Genomic DNA, 16,469 nt, shown 5'->3' with positions numbered 1-16,469 from the left:
GTTCATCCGCGACAACCTGCTGATCCAGACCAACGTCATCGACGCGGCCTGGAAAAGCGGGGTCAAGAAGCTGTGTTTTTTGGGCTCCTCGTGCATCTACCCAAAGCTTGCGCCCCAGCCGATAAACGAGGAGCATCTGCTGACCGGGCCGCTTGAGCCGACCAACGAGTGGTACGCGGTAGCTAAGATCGCGGGGATCAAGATGTGCCAAGCTTACCGCCGCCAGTACGGGTTTTCCGCCATCTCGCTCATGCCCACCAACCTCTACGGCCCGGGCGACAACTTCGATCTGGCGAACTCGCACGTCCTGCCGGCGCTTTTGCGCAAGTTCCACGAGGCCAAGGAGGCCGGCGCGCCCGAGGTGGTCGTGTGGGGCACGGGCAAACCCAGGCGGGAGTTTTTGCACGTGGACGACATGGCCGATGCCAGCGTGCACCTCATGCAAAATTATGACGAAGAGCAGATCGTCAACGTGGGCGTGGGCCAGGACGTGACCATTGCCGAGCTGGCCGAGCACGTGCGCCAGGCCGTGGGCTTTACGGGCCGGGTCGTGTTCGACAAAAGCATGCCCGACGGCACGCCAAGAAAGCTGCTGGACGTGACAAGGCTGCACGCAACTGGCTGGCGGGCCAAGGTCCCTCTGGATGAAGGCATCCGCCAGACGTATGAGTGGTACCTGGAGAACGTGGCCCCTCCCAGGCTCATGGCGCTCTGATCCAATTGCGTCCAGCTCCTTCCGCCAGGCCGCGCGTGCTTGTTCACGGGCTCAACTACGCGATGGAGCCCGTGGGCGTGGGCAAGTACACGGCCGAGATGGCCGAGGGTCTGGCCACGCGCGGCTTCGACGTGCGTGTGGTTACGGCCCGTCCGTATTACCCCTGGTGGCGAGCAGCGCCGAAGTCTGCCGGCTGGGCTTGGCGCGAGGAGCGCGCGGGCGTGCGCGTGTAACGCTGTCCGCTCCACGTCCCTGCCAAGCCCGGCGGTCCGCTCGGCAAGGCCGGGCTTGCCCTGGCCCACGGTCTTGAACGCCTGCTGTTGACCCGTTTTGACCGCGTTTCGGCCGTGTCGCGCTCCATGGGCCTGGCCCTGGAGCGCAAGGGCGTGCGGCCGGAGCGTATCAGCCTGCTGCCCAACTGGGCCGACCTGGAAGTCTTCAAACCAATCGAGCGAGTGGAAGGCAAAGGCGTGCTGCGGACCATGCTCGGTGTGGAGCCGGGCCCAGGACCATGGCGACGTGCCGAACTTGCACTTCCTGCCCTTGCAGCCCGAAGCGACGCATGCGGCCATGCTGGCAGAGGCCGACGCGCACCTGTTGCCCCAGCGGCCCGGCGCCGACGGCCGTTGCATGCCCTCCAAGCTGATGTCCATCCTGGCCTGCGGCGGTCCGGTGGTGGCCACGGCCGCGCCCGGCAGCGAACTGGCCCGCGTGGTGACCCAGGCCGGCGGCCTGGTCGTGCCGCACGCCGATGCCGAGAGTCTGGCCAATGTCGTGACCGGTCTGCTGGCGGATAATGGCACGCGTCAGGGGCGCGTACCGAAGCCAGAACCTATGCCGAACTGCATATAGATAAGAAGATGATTCTCGACAGCCTGGGTCGATCGCTGCTGGAACTCATCCAATGCGACGGCGGCCCCGCCGGTAAATGCCGCGTCTTGGGTTGGACCGAGGACTGATTCGCTGTATTGCCATTTTACCCGCCAAGGCCTATGCCCAACATGGGAGTTACTCTCATCTACCGGAGGGCGCATGGGCCTGATCAAGGAATTCAAGGAGTTCGCCGTCAAGGGCAACATGGTCGATCTGGCCGTGGGCATCATCATCGGCGCGGCCTTCGGCAGGGTCGTGACGTCCCTGGTGGAGGACGTGATCATGCCGCCCGTAGGGGTGCTGGTGGGAGGCGTGGATTTTTCCAGCCTGTCCTTGCTGCTCAAACCAGCAGGAGAAGGCGTGGAGGCCGTGACCTTGCGCTACGGCGCGTTCATTCAGAGCGTGGTGGATTTCCTTATCGTGGCCCTGGCAGTTTTTCTGCTGGTCAAGGGCATCAACAGCATGCGTCGCAAGAGCGCGGCCGAGCCGCCGGTCGAACCCGCGCCCACGCGCCAGGAGGTGCTGCTGAAGGATATCCGCGACCTGCTGGCCCGGCGTCAGGAGCGGTGACGGACCTATTGGTTGGATCAGGCCGTGCCACTCTCGCGTCCTGCTGGAAGTCAGTTCACTGCGTCCATCAGAATGCGGTGGAATGCATCTTTGGCAGACCTTTCCACCCAGGGTTTATGACCACAGTTTGGCAACAGAATGAACTGAAAGTCGTTAATAACTAGAGATAAAGGATTTCTGACGCCTTCGGATGGATGTGGATCGTAATCCCCGTGAATCGCGACAACCGGGCACCGGACCTGCCTTGCAATGTCCAGAAGCCCTCCGCTTTGCCTTAACGCACGGGCTTCCTCCCAAACCTTCCGAAAGATGTCGCCACGGCAGTTCACTTCCTCTTCGACGCCAAGAGGCAGAGGATCGTATGTGTCGGCTTTCGCCATGAGCTTGCCAAATTGTGCAAAAGCCGCCTTTTCATCCTGGCTTTCCCCCCTACGCAACGACTCCATAAAGGAATGCGCAAAAAGCCGCTCTTGCTCATCCAGGCGCTTCAGTCTGGTATCAATGATGCTTGAGGCATATTTTTCCTCGAATGGCCCACTCCCAACCAGGATCAGCTTCTTTACAAACGAAGGGCAGTGAGCAGCGAAGATCAGGCCAAGCCAGGCACCCCAGGAATGACCAATCAAGGTTATGGGCAGGTGCGCATGGTTCTCCAGGACCTTTTGCAGCTCCTGAATCTGACCTTCGAGGGACGTCACCGTCTGGAGCGGCTCCAGGACGCTGCAGACAAGAGATAGCTCTTTCGCAACAGGAGCCATTTCCCCGGCGGCTCCCGGCCCTCCGTGTATGACGGCCACGGAAAAGGGAGCGTCTCCATATCGCCTAAGATTGCCTGAATTCACTTTGTCCATTCCACTCCCCGTGCCAATTAACCCCCCAGTCTGTCAGTACAGCCTCTCCGCATACCGCTTGTCGAACCCCCGCGCGATGATCTTGGCCGCCGTGTCCTTGTAGCCGTACTCTACGCGGCGCAGTTCCACCGTGTGCGCCTTTCTGTTCCAGATAACGTACTTGGCGCGGTTGTCGCCGTCGCGGGGTTGGCCCACGCTGCCCACGTTGACGATGTAACGGTAGGAGGGCACCACGGGATTCAGGCCCGGCCGAAGCTCATCCTTGGTGGCGCGTTCGCCGTCATACCACACGAGCAGCAGCTCGTGGGTGTGACCCACGAAGCAGATGCGCTCACGCGCGGCCTCGAAGATTCCGCGCAGCTTCCGCGTGTCGGCCTGAAAGAGGTATGTCCCCACGCTTTCCGGCGGCAGGCCGTGCACGAAGCGCGCGCCGTGGCGCACGATGAAGCGCGGCAGTTGGCGGATGTAGTTCAGGGAGTCGGCGGAGAGGAATGTGGCCGTATGCCGCAGGGCTTCGCGGGCGTGCGGGTTGAAGCCGTCGAGAAACGCGGGGTCGGCCAGGGCCTGCTCGTGGTTGCCCATGACCATGGAGATGCCTCGCTCACGCACGAGGCTCAGGCACTCCTCGGGCTCGGGGCCGTAGCCCACGGTGTCGCCCAGGCAGACGATATCCTCGGCCCTCTGGCTTTCGATATCGTCCAGGACCCGACGCAGGGCGTTCAGGTTGCCGTGGATGTCGGAGATGACGGCTATGCGCATGCGTCCAGGCTAGCAGAGACACGCGCGGTGGGAAAGGTCGGCTATATGCGCAGGCGCACGATATAGGCCCGGCCGCCGCGCGCCACCTTCATGAGCACCATGTTCTTGAGGCGGTAGCGGGAGAAGGCCTTGATGAAGTCGTCGGCGTTGGCCATGTGGTATGCGCCGATCTGCAGGATGGCGTCGCCGGAGCGCAGGCCGAGTTTGCCGGCCGGGCTGTTCGGGTTCACGCGGCTCACGGCCGCCGCGCCCCGCGAGGAGCGTTCGTCGATGCTCAGGCCCCAACGTTCGACGGCCAATCGCTGGGCCGTGGCGGCATCGAAGCGCGCTCCGCGTGCCTCGACCTTCAGGAGCTTTCCGTCGCGCTGCACGCCAAGCGTCATGGGCTGGTTCACGGTGTAGTTGCGCAGGATGTCCAGGTAGTGATCCTTGTCCTGCACGGCCAGACCGTCGACGGTCTGGAGCACGTCGCCGGGTTTGAGGCCGGCGCGCGCAGCGGGAGTGCCGGGGCGCACAAGGGTCACGAGCATGCCGGCGCAGCGGGCCAGCCCGAAGTAACTGGCCGAGGCCTGGTCCAGGTCCTGGCCGTCCAGGCCGAGCCAGATGTGGGCCACGCGGCCCGAGGCGACCAGCTCATCCACCACGCGGCGGGCCTTGTTGATTGGGATGGCGAAGCCGATGCCTTGGGCCTGGGCCTGGATGGCCGTGTTCACTCCGATGAGCTCGCCAAGGATGTTGAGCAGCGGCCCGCCGGAGTTGCCGGGGTTGATGGCCGCGTCGGTCTGGATGAAATCCGTGAAGGCGACCTCGTCGGTGCGCACCGTACGGTTGACGGCCGAGATCACGCCGGTGGTCACGGTGTGCGTGAAACCGAAGGGGTTGCCGATGGCGATGACGGTCTCGCCGATAAGGATGAAGGACGAATCGCCCATTGCGGTCTGGGGCAGGGCTTGGCCCTTCAGCTCCTTCCTGTTCACGCGCAGCACGGCCAGGTCGAAGTCCGGGTCCGCTCCCACCAGTTCCACGGCGAATTCGCGACCGTCCTGCAGACGCACGGTCACGTCGGTTGCTTCGGCCACGACGTGCGCGTTGGTCAGGATGAGCCCGGCCTTGCCGTCGATGATGACGCCCGAGCCCAGGCTGGTGGCGATGACCGTGCGTTGGGTTTCGGGGAACATCTGGCCGAAGAAGGGCTGCATCTCCTGGCCGAAGAAGTCGGCGAAGGGGTTCATGCTGCGCTGCTCCTGACGAGCTGCCGTTATGTTGACCACGGCGGGCGCGACTTTCTCCACGGCGCGTACGATGGGCGAGCGCCGTAAGTCGTTGTCGGGTGTCTGCGCGGCCAGGGCGGCGCGACCCCCAAAGGCTTGCGTGAGCAGCAGACAGAGCAAGCAGGACAGGAGAATCGCAATGGGCCGATTAGATGAAAGCGCGCGCATGATCACTCCAATGCAAATGGCGACGGTCGAATCGGATGATGAATCACCATGAAAGCACGGCAACGCAGGCTTTGCGCATCCATCGAATGCCCAACATCCATTTGGTTGCGCTTTACTCAACCACTACAGGGCCGGAAAAGTCCAGGGCGAATTGCTCCAGGAATACAGAGTAAGCCCTAGTTTTCTGAAACAAATCTTCAATAAAGCAGATTGTTTTTAAGGCGCCCGCTCCGGCTTTGACGGCGCAAGTGAATTGCGCCTACGCCTACGCGGCGGCAAGCCATGCCGACGCATGGCTTGCAGAGCATTTTCAAAAGCAAAATGCTCTAAAAAGCGGGGTCCTGGGGGAGGGCAAAGCCCTCCCCCAGCTCTTATTCTTTAACGTGCGCCGGCCATCTGGCGCAGGCGTGCCACGCGCTCCTCGATGGGCGGGTGGGTGGAGAACAGGCTCATCATGCTGCGGCCCGAGAACGGGTTGACGATGAACATGTTCTCGGTGGCCTGATTGCCGTGCAGCGGCACGCGCTCGCTGCCTCGACTGAGCTTTTCCAGGGCTCCGGCCAGGGACAGGGGGCTGCGCGAAATGCGCGCGCCGGTTTCGTCGGCCAGGTATTCGCGCGAGCGGGAGATGGCGAACTGGATGATGGTCGCGGCGATGGGCGCGACGATGGCCATGGCCAGGGCCGCCAGCGGGTTGCCGCCGCCTTCCTCGTCGCTGCGGCCAAAGCCGAAGATGGCCGTCCACTTGACCCAGTTGGCCAGCATGACGATTACGCCGGCCAGAACAGCGGCCACGGTCTGCACGAGAATGTCGCGATTCTTTACATGGGCCAGCTCGTGGGCGATGACGCCGCGCAGCTCCTCGGGGCTGAGCAGATGCATGATGCCCTCGGTGACCGCCACGGCGGCATTTTCAGGGTTGCGGCCCGTGGCGAAGGCGTTGGGGCTTTCCTGGGGCACGACGTAAAGTTTGGGCTTGGGAATGCGGGCCTCGGCCGCCAGTTCGTCCACCATGGCGTGCAGCATGGGCGCGTCCTCGGGCGCGAGTTCGCGGGCGCGGTACATGGACAGGACGATCTTGTCCGAGAACCAGTAGCTGCCGACGTTCATGACTATGGCGAAGAGAAAGGCAAGCATGAGACCGCCCCTGCCGCCGATGGCCTGGCCGATGAGCAGGACGATAGCGGTGAGCAGGCCGAGCAGCAGGCCGGTCTTGAGCTGGCTGGACATGTTGCGGATGCTCCTGATTGGGTTCTGGGTGGCGTGTCGGCGGTCGGCCGGCTAATCCTCCACCTGGATGCGCCTGCCTCCGCCCGATGGTGCACGCGGCACGCTTACGGTGAGCACCCCGTCGCGCAGCACGGCCCGTATGGCGGACAGGTCCAGGCCCTCGGGCAGGTCCACATGGCGGACGAAACGGCCGTGGGAGCGTTCCAACATGTGGAAAACGCCTTCCTCCGGGTCCTTCTCCGGGCGGCGCTCACCGGAAATGAGCAGTCCGCGGCTTTCGATTTCGAGGGAGATGTCCTCGCGGCTCAGGCCGGGCAGCTCCACGCTTAGGGTCACGCCCGAGGCGGACTCGTACATGTCCAGGCAGGGATGCCACGCGTATTGCCCACCGCGCCCGGGAAGTCTGCAGCCAGGATGGCCCACTGTTTCGGCAGGTCGTTCCTGCCTGGCTTTGGTCACAGCCGCGATCCAGGGCGACCAGTTGTATTTGGCCATGTGTCCTCGCTCGCCGGCCCTGCCGGCAGGTTTCGCTGCGCGCCGCATGACGAGCGCCGGACGCGCCGATAGATTATTCATAATCCCTGCGGGCCTGAAGTCAATGCGCCGTGTCGCCCGGGAATATCCAGTGGAGCATGTCAACCGCAACGGCCTTGCCCATGGGCTGGAAAGAAGGCAATACTAGTCGAAGGTCCATGTCCCGGGGTAACGCCCGGCCCGAATCGACACACTCACCGCCGGATTCCGGAGGTCCATGCATGGCCAAGCCAAGTCAAAAATCGAGGCTCTGCCCCGATCCCATCCCCCATCCCGAGGATACGGTCATCCCCGCGCTCGGCAAGGCGAAGATAGACTCGCCGCTGCGACATGGCCGCTTCATTTCCGACGACTCGCGCGTGCTGCTCGACGTGCACACTACCTCTTGCGATACGCGGGGCGACAATACGTCCTCCATGGAGGAGGCCGGCCCGCGCGAGAAGATCTACTTCGACCCGTCCAAGACCAAGTGCGCAGTGGTCACGGCCGGCGGCCTGTGCCCCGGCATCAATGACGTTATCCGTTCCATCGTGCTGGAAGCCTTCCATAACTATGGCGTGTCCGCGGTCATGGGTATCCGCTACGGCCTGGAGGGCTTCATCCCCAAGTACGGGCACGAGATCATGGAGCTGAATCCCATGGCCGTCTCGCGCATCCACCAGTTCGGCGGGACCATACTGGGCTCCTCGCGCGGGCCGCAGCCCATCGACGGCATCGTCGACGCCCTGGAGCGGCTGAACATCAACATCCTGTTCATGATCGGCGGCGACGGAACCATGCGCGCTGCCGAGAAGATCCAGCAGGAGATCGCCGGCCGCGACCTGCGTATCGGCATCATCGGCATCCCCAAGACCATTGACAACGACATCCAGTACGTGTCCACGACCTTCGGCTTCGACACGGCCGTGGGCAAGGCCTGCGAGGCCATCGACTGCGCGCACACCGAGGCCAACGGTGCGCCCAACGGCATCGGGCTGGTAAAGGTCATGGGCCGCGAATCGGGCTTCATCGCGGCCCAGGCTTCCATGGCCCTCAAGGACGTGAATTTCGTGCTCGTGCCCGAGGACCCCTTCGAACTCGACGGCGAAACCGGCCTGCTCAAGGCCCTTGAACGGCGCATCCGCCGGCGCGGCCACGCGGTCATCGTCACGGCAGAGGGCGCGGGCCAGGACCTGCTCAAGTCCACGGGCCAGACCGACGCCTCGGGCAACCCGGTGCTGGGGGACATCGCCAGCCTGCTCATCGGCAGCATCAAGGACCACTTCAAGAAGGCGGGCATCGACATGACGCTCAAATACATCGACCCGAGCTACATCATCCGCTCGGTGCCGGCCAACACCAATGACCGTATCTACTGCGGGTTCCTGGGCCAGAACGCGGTGCACGCGGGCATGGCCGGCAAGACGGCCATGATGGTCAGCCGCTGGAACTCCCAGTACGTGAACGTGCCCCTGCAGCTCATCACCCGCGGCGGCCGCAAGCGCATCGACACCTGCTCCAACTACTGGCGCAGCGTGCTCGAATCCACGGGGCAGTTGTCCTATTTCCAGGGGGACGGCGTGGTTTGAGGCAAGAGCATTTGCTTTTGAAAATGCTCTGCAAGCCGTGCGTCGGCATGGCTTGCCGCCGCGCGTAGGCGTAGGCGCGATTCACTTGCGCCGTCGACGCCGGAGTGGGCGTCTTAAAGGCAATCTGTTCTAGGATTGGGTCAGGGGGCTACCTAGCGGGTCGGGGAGACATGCATTCCTCGGTCCGGCAGCTTATTTTTCGCGCGGTGTCCGTTTTCGTCCGGATTTGAGCCGGTCCCAGGTCATGGGCCGTTTGCGGGACAGGATGCGCAGGCCGATGACCGCGGCGAGGATGGCCAGCAGGGGGAGGATTTGCAGGAATTCGTTCATGCCCATGGCCGCAGTCTACGTTAAGCCCGGCGCGTGGCAAGTCTGAGGCCTTGCCGGGGCAAGCCCGGCAATCGGGCCAAGGCTAGCGCCGGTAGAAGCGCCCCATGTCCTGGGCCATCCGGGACAGATTCGGGCGTATGCGCTTCAGGACCTCGCCGGGCTTGTCGGCCGGGCGGTTCTCGCTGTCGCGGATTTCCGTGGACAGCATCGAGCTGCTCTCGGCGGGAAAGATGCATACGTTCGAGCCGTCGATGTAGGCCGTGGCGTCCCAGTTCGCGCTGGTCACGTAGCTTCGGCCCATTTCCGCGAAGAGGTCCTGGCCCACGGAGTAGTCCCGCGGCTCGTTGTTCGCGCCGAGCATGCCCAGCAGCGTGGGAGCGAGGTCATGGTGCGAGGTGAGTCGCTCCACACGGGCGGGCGGGCGGCCCGGCCAGAAGACCAGCATGGGCACCTTGGTCTGGCCGACGGTGAAGGCGCTGCTGTCATCCAGGAAGCCAAGTTCATCGAATTCTTCGCCGTGAGCGCTGGTGAAGACGAGGATCGTGTTCGTGGCCAGGCGCGTGTCGAGCACCGCGCGCAGGATTTCTCCGCACAGCTGGTCCAGGTAACGGAGGGCGTTCCGGTAGCGGTTGGCATGTGCCAATCCGTCTCCGCCTGCGGCGCTCAACGCGCTTTGAGAGGCGAGCTTCTCGTATTCCTCGGAGTAGCTGTAGGGGCTTTGGGCCGAATCGAAGAGCAGGAAGTAGAAGAAAGGCTTGTTGCCTGGACCGAGGGCGCGCTTGGCGGCAAAGGCCGCGAATGCGTCCGTGAGGGTGCGGTCGCGCTTGTGCTTGATTTTGGTATCGAAAGCATCGCGTATGTCGGCTTCGGCCAGGTTCACGAAGGCGGTCCTGCGGAACTCGGGCCAGCGCAGGTCCGCGCTGGACGTGATATGAAACTCGTAGCCTGCCGTGGCCAAGGTGTCCATGAGAGCGCTGCCCTTGCGCTGCTTGAGCGCATCATTCCAGTAGGAGCCCGGCAGGCCGTAAAGCAGGGAAAAGACCCCGAAGCGGCTGGTGTTGCCGCCGCTATAGTGGTTGGCGAAAGTCGTGGCGTGTTCCCTGGCGAAGACGTCCAGGTTGGGCGTGACGGCCTCGTTCAGCATGTCGAAGCGCCAGGCATCGAGGAGGACGAGCACGATGTTATGACGTGCGCTGGCTTGTCCAAGCTCAATCGGCCGTAACGGATAGGCCAGTTGGCCCACGGCGAGCGTGGCCGGATCGCTCGCGGCATAAGCGTCGCCCTTGTTGCCCTTGACGCCGAAGGTCTTGGACGCCATGCGCTTTACGGTAAAAGGCTGATAGAGCTGGAACAGCTTGTCGACCTGAAGGATTTCGCGCCGGCCGAACAGGTCGCCGTAGGCATAGGTGGCCTTGTCCGCAGCCACGATGGCTATCAGGACGCAAGCCAGGCCCACGAGGGCCCGCCGTTTGAGCCGGACCGCGCCACGCATGGCCCATAGCAGGCCGGCGATTTGCGCCAGGAGCAGCACGCCGAAAGCCAGGGCAAGTTTGAGGACAGCGCTGGAGGTCGGGTCCAGGGAGCTCCAACCGGTCGGAGGCAGAGCCAGGCTCAAGATCATGGCATTGAGATGCAGGCGGAAGATGGAGAAGGAGTATGCGTCGGCCAGAAGGAAAAGATTCAAGGCCAACATGAGCGCGAAGGCCAGGCTCCAGGCCACGGTGCGGGATCTGGTCAGGATGTAGGCAGCCAAAGCGATCAACACGGCGGCGGCGTTGAGCATGGCCATGTGCGAGACGGTGGCGGCCAGCAGGTATGCGCGGACCATGGGGCTGGCGTTTTGCAGCACCGGTGCCAGGGCGGGCAGGAAAGCCAGGCAGGAGACGAAAGCGCTCCATAGGCCGAACAGGGCCAAAAGCGAGAAGAGCTGCCTGTCTGTCGGCAGCAGTACGGAAAAAAAGCTGGTGAACATATTGGCCTATCGGCGTGCGGACATGGCCGCTACGAGGTGCTCGGGTTGCGCGATGATCTGCTTGCCGTGCTAGCTGCCTGAACGAACGCTGTCAAGGCCGTACGCGCCCGGCTGCGCATGCCTGCCTTGTGGCGCTGGACAGAGGATGTGCGCCGGACCGGCGAAGTGGCCAGGAGCGCGATATCTGCTAAAGCATTTTGCATTTCAGACGCTCCCTTCGGCGTTGACGGCGGAATTACATTCCGCCTACGCCTGCGGGGCAGCAAGCCATGCCGACGCATGGCTTGCAGAGCATTTTCAAAAGCAAAATGCTCTAAACCGGGGCGAAAAGGCGTCGCCTCGTTTCGTATGGAGCCGCGCGTCGGCTTACGCCGCTGTCGGAATTGAGCCGGACCTTTAATCGCCATTCGAAGCCAGGGCTAGCCGAGCACCACATTGCCGGCCATGGAAAGCAGCGTGCAGCGTCCGCGCATCTCCCTGCCAAGGAAGGGCGTGTTCTTGCCCTTGGAGCGCATGGTCTCGGTCGTGAGGGTCCAGCGGGCCTCGGGATCGAACAGGATGAAGTCCGCCGGATCGCCGGGCCGGAAATAGTTGGCCGGCAGGCCGAAGACCTCGGCGGGCCGTTCGTGCCACAGGCGTCGGAAGGCCGCTTCGTCCAGCACGCCTTCGCGCACCAGATCCCAGGTCAGCGGCAGGGCCGTATCCAGGCCGGAGATGCCGCACGGGGCCAAGTCGAACTCCACATCCTTCTCGTGCGCGGCGTGCGGGGCATGGTCCGTGGCGAGCATGTCGATGGTGCCGTCGGCAATGGCCGCGCGCATGGCCTGCAGGTCGGCCTGCGTGCGCAGTGGCGGGTTGACCTTGGCCTCGGTGCGGTAGCCGTCCACGGCCTCTTCGGTCAGCAGCAGGTAGTGCGGGCAGGTCTCGGCCGTGACCGCCACGCCGCGCGCCTTGGCCGCACGGATGAACTCCAGCGAGCGGATGCAGCTGATGTGCGCCAGATGGATGGGAATGGCCAGATATTCGGCCAGCAGGATGTCGCGGGCCACCTGCACGGCTTCGGCCACGTCGGGCTGGCCGCGCAGGCCCAGGCGGCTGGAGATCGCGCCTTCGTTGACACCCGCGGCTGGGGCCATGTGCGGGTCCTCGCAGTGGTCGATGACCGGCCGGCCCACGCTGGCCGCGTACTCCACGGCGCGACGGAAGCGTTCCGTATCGGCCACGGGCAAGCCGTCGTTGGAGAAGGCCACGCAGCCGACCTCGGCCAATTCGGCCATGGGCGCCAGCTCCTGGCCCTTCAGGTCCTTGGTCAGCGCGCCGATGGGGTGCAGGAACGGGCCCTGGGGCCAAGTCTTGCGGGCCGCGCCGAGCATGGCCTGCGTTATGGGTGCGTGGTCGTTGACGGGCCGCGTGTTGGCCATGCACATGATCCGGCCGAAGCCGCCGTGCGCGGCGGCAGCCAGGCCCGAGGCAATGTCTTCCTTGTATTCGAAGCCGGGCTCGCGCAGGTGCGTGTGTGCGTCGATGAGCGCCGGCAGCAGGATCGCGCCGCCTGCATCCACGGTTCGCGCTGCGCCATAGTCCCGATCGGGCGCGTGATCGGTCAGCTCCAGCACCTTGCCGTCGGACACGAGCAGGTCCACGGCCCGGCCCAAGCACCGCGCATTGCGGATAACCAGTTCAGGTGCGGCCATCATTCGACCTCCTTGCGCGTCACGTACAGGAAAAGCAGGGCCATGCGCACGGCCACGCCGCTGGCCACCTGGTCGAGGATAAGGCTGTCCGGGCAGTCCGCGACATCGGAGGAGATCTCCAGCCCGCGGTTGATGGGGCCTGGGTGCAGGATCTTCGCTCCGGCGTTGGCCCGTTCCAGGTGGCGCATGCCCAGGCAGTATGAGCGCGCGTACTCGCGCCCGTCCGGGAACAGGCAGGAGGTTTGGCGCTCAAGCTGCAGCCGCAGGCACATGACGGCGTCGACGCCGCGCACGGCCTCGTCCAGGTTATAGCCGACCTCCACGGGCCAGCCTCCCACGGCCGAAGGCATGAGCGTGCGCGGTCCGCACAGGCGCACTTTCGCGCCCAGCATGGTCAGCAGCTGCACATTGGAACGCGCAACGCGGCTGTGGGCAATGTCGCCCAGTATTAGGATGGTCTTGCCCTGCACCGAACCCCATTCCTGGTACAGGGTAAAGGCGTCCAGCAGGGCCTGGGTGGGGTGGGCGTGCCAGCCGTCGCCCGCGTTGATCACGGAGCACTCCAGCCGCTCGGCCAAATATTGGGCCGCGCCGCTGGCCTGGTGGCGTATGACCAGGGCGTCCAGGCTCATGGCCTGCAAGGTCCAGGCAGTGTCCTTGAGACTTTCGCCCTTGGTCAGCGAACTGCCGGACTTGGCCAGGGAAAAGGTGTCGGCCGAAAGCCGCTTGGCGGCCATGTCGAAGGATGTCTTGGTGCGCGTGCTCGGCTCGGCGAAGAACAAGACCACGGTGCGGCCCTTGAGCGTGGGCACCTTCTTCACCGGCCTGGCGTTGATCTCCTGGAAATATCGGCCGGTGCGGAAAACGTGCTCGGCTTCCTCGCGGCTGAGTTGTCCAACATCCAGCAGGTCCTTATGCGGCCATTCCATGGGCTCACTCTCCTTGGCCTCTGTGCAATGCACCTTGACGCCATTTCACCGGGCGGGAAGCTAAAACAAGATCAGGCCTCCAGCAAGAAGAACTCGCGATCCCAGACAACCAGGGCCTCGGGCTCAAGCCCGATTTTGCGCCAGGCCGGCAACAGCTCGCCGCGCCAGCCGCGCACGTCGCTCTGGTAGCGGCGCGGCAGGTGCAGCCGCCTGGCTGGCAGGCCCAGAGCCGCGGCGCGCGAGCGGACGTGCAGATACAGGGCAAGTGACATGGCGCGCTGGCCCAGGGCCGCATGCCACGGTCCGGCCAGGATGCTGGTGACGAAGGCCTCCTCGGGCGCGACGCCCAGGCGAATGACGTCGACGGAGCGACTCCACAGGCGCAGCAAGGCCAGGGCCAGCAGATTGATGGTTCGCGCAAGGCCCCAAGGGCGGTAGCTCCCGGCCGTCAGATCCCCGGCTAGGGGGGTGCCGGCGAGCACGAGACAAGGGTGCAGACGCACGCTCTCGGGCTCCAGGGATACGGCCGTGTCCACGTCGCGCAGGAAGGCGGCGCCGGATTGACCGGGCAGGCCGGGCATGAGGTGCAGACCCAAAGCCAGGCCCGCCACGCTGACAGCCCGGCAGCCGGCCAGGGCCTCGGCTGGTCCGTGACCACGGCCGGAGCGAGCCAGCGCCTCGGCGTCGAAGGTCTGCACGCCGATTTCGACAAGTTCTAGCCCCAGGTCCCTCAATCTGGACAGCAAAGAAAAATCGCAGGCATCTGGCCGTGTGGAGCAGCGGATGCGTGCAATAAGTCCCTGCTTCATGTAGGATGCAGCCAAGGCCACGAATCGTTCGGGCCACGGTTCGGGTAGGGCCGTGAATGTGGCGCCGTAAAAGCCGATTTCCAGGGGCTGGGAGCCTGTCCGGTGCAGGCGATCCAACTCGGCGGCCAGTTGGGCATGGTGTTCGGCCAGAGGCTTGCGGTCTAGTCCGGTTTGCAACCGCTGGGAGCAGAAGCGACAGCGTCCGGGGCAGCCGTGCTGCGGCAGGAATACCGGCAAGATCCTGCGCGTGGCGCTGCCGCGGCGCGAACGGGGGTGGCGGAAGGCGATCAGGCGCGGCATGCTATACCATGTTCGGTTGGCAGGACGAAAAAGAAAAGGGAATGAATATTTTTTTAAACGTCTTGATTTAAACTGCTGAGTTCGTTAGCTTTAGCTAATGCCGGCTGTCGGCGCTTCAACGTTCGATCTAGCCGTGCAGGCCAGGGCAACCCGGCGCAGGCCGAAGCAAGGGAGGCGAGCCCATGAGGGACGAACAGTGCATCTTCTGCAGGATAGCGGCCGGCGAGGTGCCGTGCGCCAAAATCTACGAAAGCGAAAGGCTGCTGGCCTTTCTCGATATCGCACCCAGCATGAAGGGCCACACCTTGCTCGTTCCCAAGGAGCATTATCGTACCTTGCTCGATTTGCCCAGCGACCTGGGCGAGGAGATCCTTGCGGCGCTCAAGGTCGTGGGTAGGGCCGTCATGGAAGGGACCGGGGCGGATGGTCTCAACTTTGGCGTCAATACCAACGCCGCGGCAGGCCAGGTGGTGATGCACGCCCACTTCCACCTCATCCCGCGGTTCGCCGGCGACGGCCTCAAGCTCTGGGGCCAGACATCCTATGCCGGCAAGGAGGAGATGAACGATTATGCCCAACGCATCGCAAGCGCGGTCCGAAGCTAGCTCTCTGGGCGAGCGGAGACTGCACCTGAACAAGACGCTGACCAAGGCCGAGATCGTGGACTACATCTACGAGAAGACGGACTTGAACCGGGCCGAGATCAAGGCGCATGTGGAAACCTTGCTCGACATCATGAAGCAGTCCATAAAGCGCGACCATTCTCTGCTCATCAGCGGCTTCGGCAAGTTCGAGGCTTACGACAAGCGGGCTCGCAAGGGGCGCAACCCCCAGACCAACGAAACCATCACCTTGCCGCCGCGCAAGGTCGTGGTCTTCCGCTTGTCGCGCAAGTTCCGCGGCGAACTGAACGGTGAAGAGCTGGAGGATTAGAACCAGCTTTCGCCATGATCTAGCGAGTCTTCGGGCAAGGGTCTTGAGGAGGGTACGCTCTCCTCGAGACCCTCAGCCTGCCGAGAAATCTCGTCCCTTCGAGGACTGAACGCGCAGGCCTCCCGCGCTCGGCTTGCTTTGGCTGCGGAGTCCTGCCCGCGCAAGTCCGGCGCTCAGACTCGGCCAGCCGCTTACGAATCCTTGCCGGCCGTATCAATGATCAAGTTCTTGCCATCCATGTCTATTGAGATCATATCGCCACCCACGACGGTAATGGTGCCGTTCGAGGGCGTACCCTTGCATTCTTCGGGCGTGTTCACGATGACGTACGCTCCGCCATCGTCGCACAGGGTGACCGCCTGGCCGGGCTGTAGCCCTCCATTGGCTGATATGGTGGTCGAAAAAGCGGCCAGGGCCGCGAGCAAGGCGATCTTCCTCATGTGCTTCTCCGCTCTCATGCAGTGTTTATAAGACCATCCGGCATAGTTGACGGCTTCCATAGCGCAACTTGCATGCCATGCATGTTTCGTATTGTCGAAGCGGGGTTGGCTGAACGGCCTTCATGGCCCGACACAGGCTGAGCGCATGTTTTTGTAAAGCTTCGTACGTTCTTTTCTCACGTCGAGATGCGCAGGGATGCGCTTGCGCCTAGGCGTCTGGATGCTATTGGCGGAAACCGCGCATGGAGCGGCGGGAGTATGCCGAATAACAGTGGCCGGAATGACATGCGTAACGGGCTAAATCATTTTCGCCATTGCGTATGCCCGATTGATGCACGATAGGAGATGGCCGTGCAGAGGCCCAGAGCATGTTAAACAGACGCAGGATGACGAAATCATGGGAGCTGCGGGCCGTTTCGGCATTGAGGCACGTATGTCGGAGCAGAGGCACGAGGCGAAGGCCATTGCGGGGATAGGCAGCGCGAATCTGGACAGACGGAGCCCGCCAGCGTACGAGCCGAAT

Annotated in this window: 18 protein-coding genes and 1 pseudogene; 8 read left to right on the top strand and 11 right to left on the bottom strand. The window is 63.7% G+C overall.

The genetic code is table 11. The annotated features are described in order from the left end of the window. The 5 genes and pseudogenes from H585_RS0116075 to mscL all read left to right on the top strand — a co-directional run. On the top strand, window positions 1–715 hold a 715-nt coding region (locus tag H585_RS0116075; protein WP_027368573.1), incomplete at its 5' end, for a GDP-L-fucose synthase family protein. 35 nt (window positions 716–750) lie between these two features. Continuing rightward, complete coding sequence (locus H585_RS22715; protein WP_138708208.1) at window positions 751–948, top strand: glycosyltransferase; 198 nt, start codon at window positions 751–753, stop codon at window positions 946–948. Between the two features lie 60 nt (window positions 949–1,008). Next, window positions 1,009–1,125 (top strand): annotated as a pseudogene (locus H585_RS23965) (hypothetical protein); the annotation flags it as partial. 79 nt (window positions 1,126–1,204) lie between these two features. After that, window positions 1,205–1,567, top strand: coding sequence for a glycosyltransferase (locus H585_RS23380; RefSeq protein WP_027368572.1), 363 nt, complete (start codon window positions 1,205–1,207; stop codon window positions 1,565–1,567). 180 nt (window positions 1,568–1,747) lie between these two features. Further along, complete coding sequence (gene mscL / locus H585_RS0116060) at window positions 1,748–2,158, top strand: large-conductance mechanosensitive channel protein MscL (protein ID WP_027368571.1); 411 nt, start codon at window positions 1,748–1,750, stop codon at window positions 2,156–2,158. Window positions 2,159–2,208: 50 nt separating this feature from the next. On the opposite strand, the gene H585_RS0116055 is transcribed toward mscL, so the two are convergent. The 5 genes from H585_RS0116055 to H585_RS0116035 all read right to left on the bottom strand — a co-directional run bounded on the left by H585_RS0116055 (window position 2,209) and on the right by H585_RS0116035 (window position 6,932). After that, entirely contained in the window at window positions 2,209–3,009 is an 801-nt protein-coding gene (locus tag H585_RS0116055) for an alpha/beta fold hydrolase (RefSeq protein ID WP_027368570.1), read from the bottom strand. Window positions 3,010–3,042: 33 nt separating this feature from the next. Continuing rightward, window positions 3,043–3,768, bottom strand: a complete 726-nt coding sequence (locus H585_RS0116050; protein ID WP_027368569.1) for a metallophosphoesterase family protein — start codon at window positions 3,766–3,768, stop codon at window positions 3,043–3,045. A 41-nt stretch (window positions 3,769–3,809) separates the two neighbouring features. Then, entirely contained in the window at window positions 3,810–5,207 is a 1,398-nt protein-coding gene (locus tag H585_RS0116045; protein ID WP_027368568.1) for a trypsin-like peptidase domain-containing protein, read from the bottom strand. Between the two features lie 378 nt (window positions 5,208–5,585). Continuing rightward, window positions 5,586–6,437, bottom strand: coding sequence for a zinc metalloprotease HtpX (locus tag H585_RS0116040; protein ID WP_014259024.1), 852 nt, complete (start codon window positions 6,435–6,437; stop codon window positions 5,586–5,588). A 51-nt stretch (window positions 6,438–6,488) separates the two neighbouring features. Beyond that, the gene (locus H585_RS0116035) at window positions 6,489–6,932 is read right to left on the bottom strand and encodes an Hsp20/alpha crystallin family protein (protein ID WP_027368567.1); all 444 of its coding nucleotides are present in this window, start codon (window positions 6,930–6,932) and stop codon (window positions 6,489–6,491) included. Between the two features lie 260 nt (window positions 6,933–7,192). Here H585_RS0116035 and H585_RS0116030 point away from each other — a divergent pair, with 260 nt between their 5' ends. Continuing rightward, window positions 7,193–8,539 (top strand): ATP-dependent 6-phosphofructokinase, encoded by a 1,347-nt coding sequence (locus tag H585_RS0116030; RefSeq protein ID WP_034628299.1) that lies wholly within the window; start codon window positions 7,193–7,195, stop codon window positions 8,537–8,539. A 192-nt stretch (window positions 8,540–8,731) separates the two neighbouring features. Here the strand turns inward: H585_RS0116030 and H585_RS23300 are convergent, their stop codons facing one another. From H585_RS23300 to H585_RS0116005, 5 genes are all read right to left on the bottom strand, one after another. Then, complete coding sequence (locus H585_RS23300; protein WP_154658857.1) at window positions 8,732–8,875, bottom strand: hypothetical protein; 144 nt, start codon at window positions 8,873–8,875, stop codon at window positions 8,732–8,734. Between the two features lie 76 nt (window positions 8,876–8,951). Then, entirely contained in the window at window positions 8,952–10,841 is a 1,890-nt protein-coding gene (locus H585_RS0116020) for a sulfatase-like hydrolase/transferase (protein ID WP_027368565.1), read from the bottom strand. A gap of 419 nt (window positions 10,842–11,260) precedes the next feature. Next, entirely contained in the window at window positions 11,261–12,535 is a 1,275-nt protein-coding gene (locus H585_RS0116015) for a dihydroorotase (RefSeq protein WP_102046963.1), read from the bottom strand. Continuing rightward, window positions 12,535–13,464 carry an aspartate carbamoyltransferase catalytic subunit gene (locus H585_RS0116010; RefSeq protein ID WP_014259019.1) on the bottom strand — a complete coding sequence of 310 codons (930 nt, stop codon included), beginning with the start codon at window positions 13,462–13,464 and terminating at the stop codon, window positions 12,535–12,537. The genes H585_RS0116015 and H585_RS0116010 overlap by 1 nt, the downstream gene beginning before the upstream one ends. A 71-nt stretch (window positions 13,465–13,535) precedes the next feature. Further along, window positions 13,536–14,573 (bottom strand): radical SAM protein, encoded by a 1,038-nt coding sequence (locus H585_RS0116005; RefSeq protein WP_027368563.1) that lies wholly within the window; start codon window positions 14,571–14,573, stop codon window positions 13,536–13,538. Window positions 14,574–14,755: 182 nt separating this feature from the next. Between H585_RS0116005 and H585_RS0116000 the strand changes: the two genes are divergently transcribed. Together H585_RS0116000 and H585_RS0115995 are read left to right on the top strand one after the other, a co-directional pair. After that, the gene (locus tag H585_RS0116000; protein WP_005986148.1) at window positions 14,756–15,178 is read left to right on the top strand and encodes an HIT family protein; all 423 of its coding nucleotides are present in this window, start codon (window positions 14,756–14,758) and stop codon (window positions 15,176–15,178) included. Window positions 15,179–15,203: 25 nt separating this feature from the next. Next, on the top strand, window positions 15,204–15,506 hold the full coding sequence (locus H585_RS0115995; protein WP_027368562.1) for an integration host factor subunit alpha: 303 nt from the start codon (window positions 15,204–15,206) through the stop codon (window positions 15,504–15,506). 191 nt (window positions 15,507–15,697) lie between these two features. Here H585_RS0115995 and H585_RS0115990 read toward each other — a convergent pair whose 3' ends face one another. Beyond that, window positions 15,698–15,946, bottom strand: coding sequence for a hypothetical protein (locus tag H585_RS0115990; RefSeq protein ID WP_005986152.1), 249 nt, complete (start codon window positions 15,944–15,946; stop codon window positions 15,698–15,700). Window positions 15,947–16,469 lie beyond the last annotated feature (523 nt).

Origin of the sequence: Desulfocurvibacter africanus subsp. africanus DSM 2603 (genome assembly GCF_000422545.1) — a bacterium.
GTDB lineage: Bacteria > Desulfobacterota > Desulfovibrionia > Desulfovibrionales > Desulfovibrionaceae > Desulfocurvibacter > Desulfocurvibacter africanus.
The sequence above is the reverse complement of the archived record's forward strand: the minus strand, read 5'-3'. Positions and strand labels throughout refer to the sequence as shown.

Excerpts from the sequence above, each read along its gene's own strand:
- H585_RS0116045 (WP_027368568.1), bottom strand. The coding sequence starts at position 5,207 with ATGCGCGCGCTTTCATCTAATCGGCCCATTGCGATTCTCCTGTCCTGC.
- mscL (WP_027368571.1), top strand. The coding sequence starts at position 1,748 with ATGGGCCTGATCAAGGAATTCAAGGAGTTCGCCGTCAAGGGCAACATG.
- H585_RS0116010 (WP_014259019.1), bottom strand. The coding sequence starts at position 13,464 with ATGGAATGGCCGCATAAGGACCTGCTGGATGTTGGACAACTCAGCCGC.
- H585_RS0116000 (WP_005986148.1), top strand. The coding sequence starts at position 14,756 with ATGAGGGACGAACAGTGCATCTTCTGCAGGATAGCGGCCGGCGAGGTG.
- H585_RS0116030 (WP_034628299.1), top strand. The coding sequence starts at position 7,193 with ATGGCCAAGCCAAGTCAAAAATCGAGGCTCTGCCCCGATCCCATCCCC.
- H585_RS0116015 (WP_102046963.1), bottom strand. The coding sequence starts at position 12,535 with ATGGCCGCACCTGAACTGGTTATCCGCAATGCGCGGTGCTTGGGCCGG.
- H585_RS0116055 (WP_027368570.1), bottom strand. The coding sequence starts at position 3,009 with ATGGACAAAGTGAATTCAGGCAATCTTAGGCGATATGGAGACGCTCCC.
- H585_RS0116035 (WP_027368567.1), bottom strand. The coding sequence starts at position 6,932 with ATGGCCAAATACAACTGGTCGCCCTGGATCGCGGCTGTGACCAAAGCC.
- H585_RS0116050 (WP_027368569.1), bottom strand. The coding sequence starts at position 3,768 with ATGCGCATAGCCGTCATCTCCGACATCCACGGCAACCTGAACGCCCTG.
- H585_RS0116040 (WP_014259024.1), bottom strand. The coding sequence starts at position 6,437 with ATGTCCAGCCAGCTCAAGACCGGCCTGCTGCTCGGCCTGCTCACCGCT.
- H585_RS0116005 (WP_027368563.1), bottom strand. The coding sequence starts at position 14,573 with ATGCCGCGCCTGATCGCCTTCCGCCACCCCCGTTCGCGCCGCGGCAGC.
- H585_RS0115990 (WP_005986152.1), bottom strand. The coding sequence starts at position 15,946 with ATGAGGAAGATCGCCTTGCTCGCGGCCCTGGCCGCTTTTTCGACCACC.
- H585_RS0116020 (WP_027368565.1), bottom strand. The coding sequence starts at position 10,841 with ATGTTCACCAGCTTTTTTTCCGTACTGCTGCCGACAGACAGGCAGCTC.
- H585_RS23300 (WP_154658857.1), bottom strand. The coding sequence starts at position 8,875 with ATGGGCATGAACGAATTCCTGCAAATCCTCCCCCTGCTGGCCATCCTC.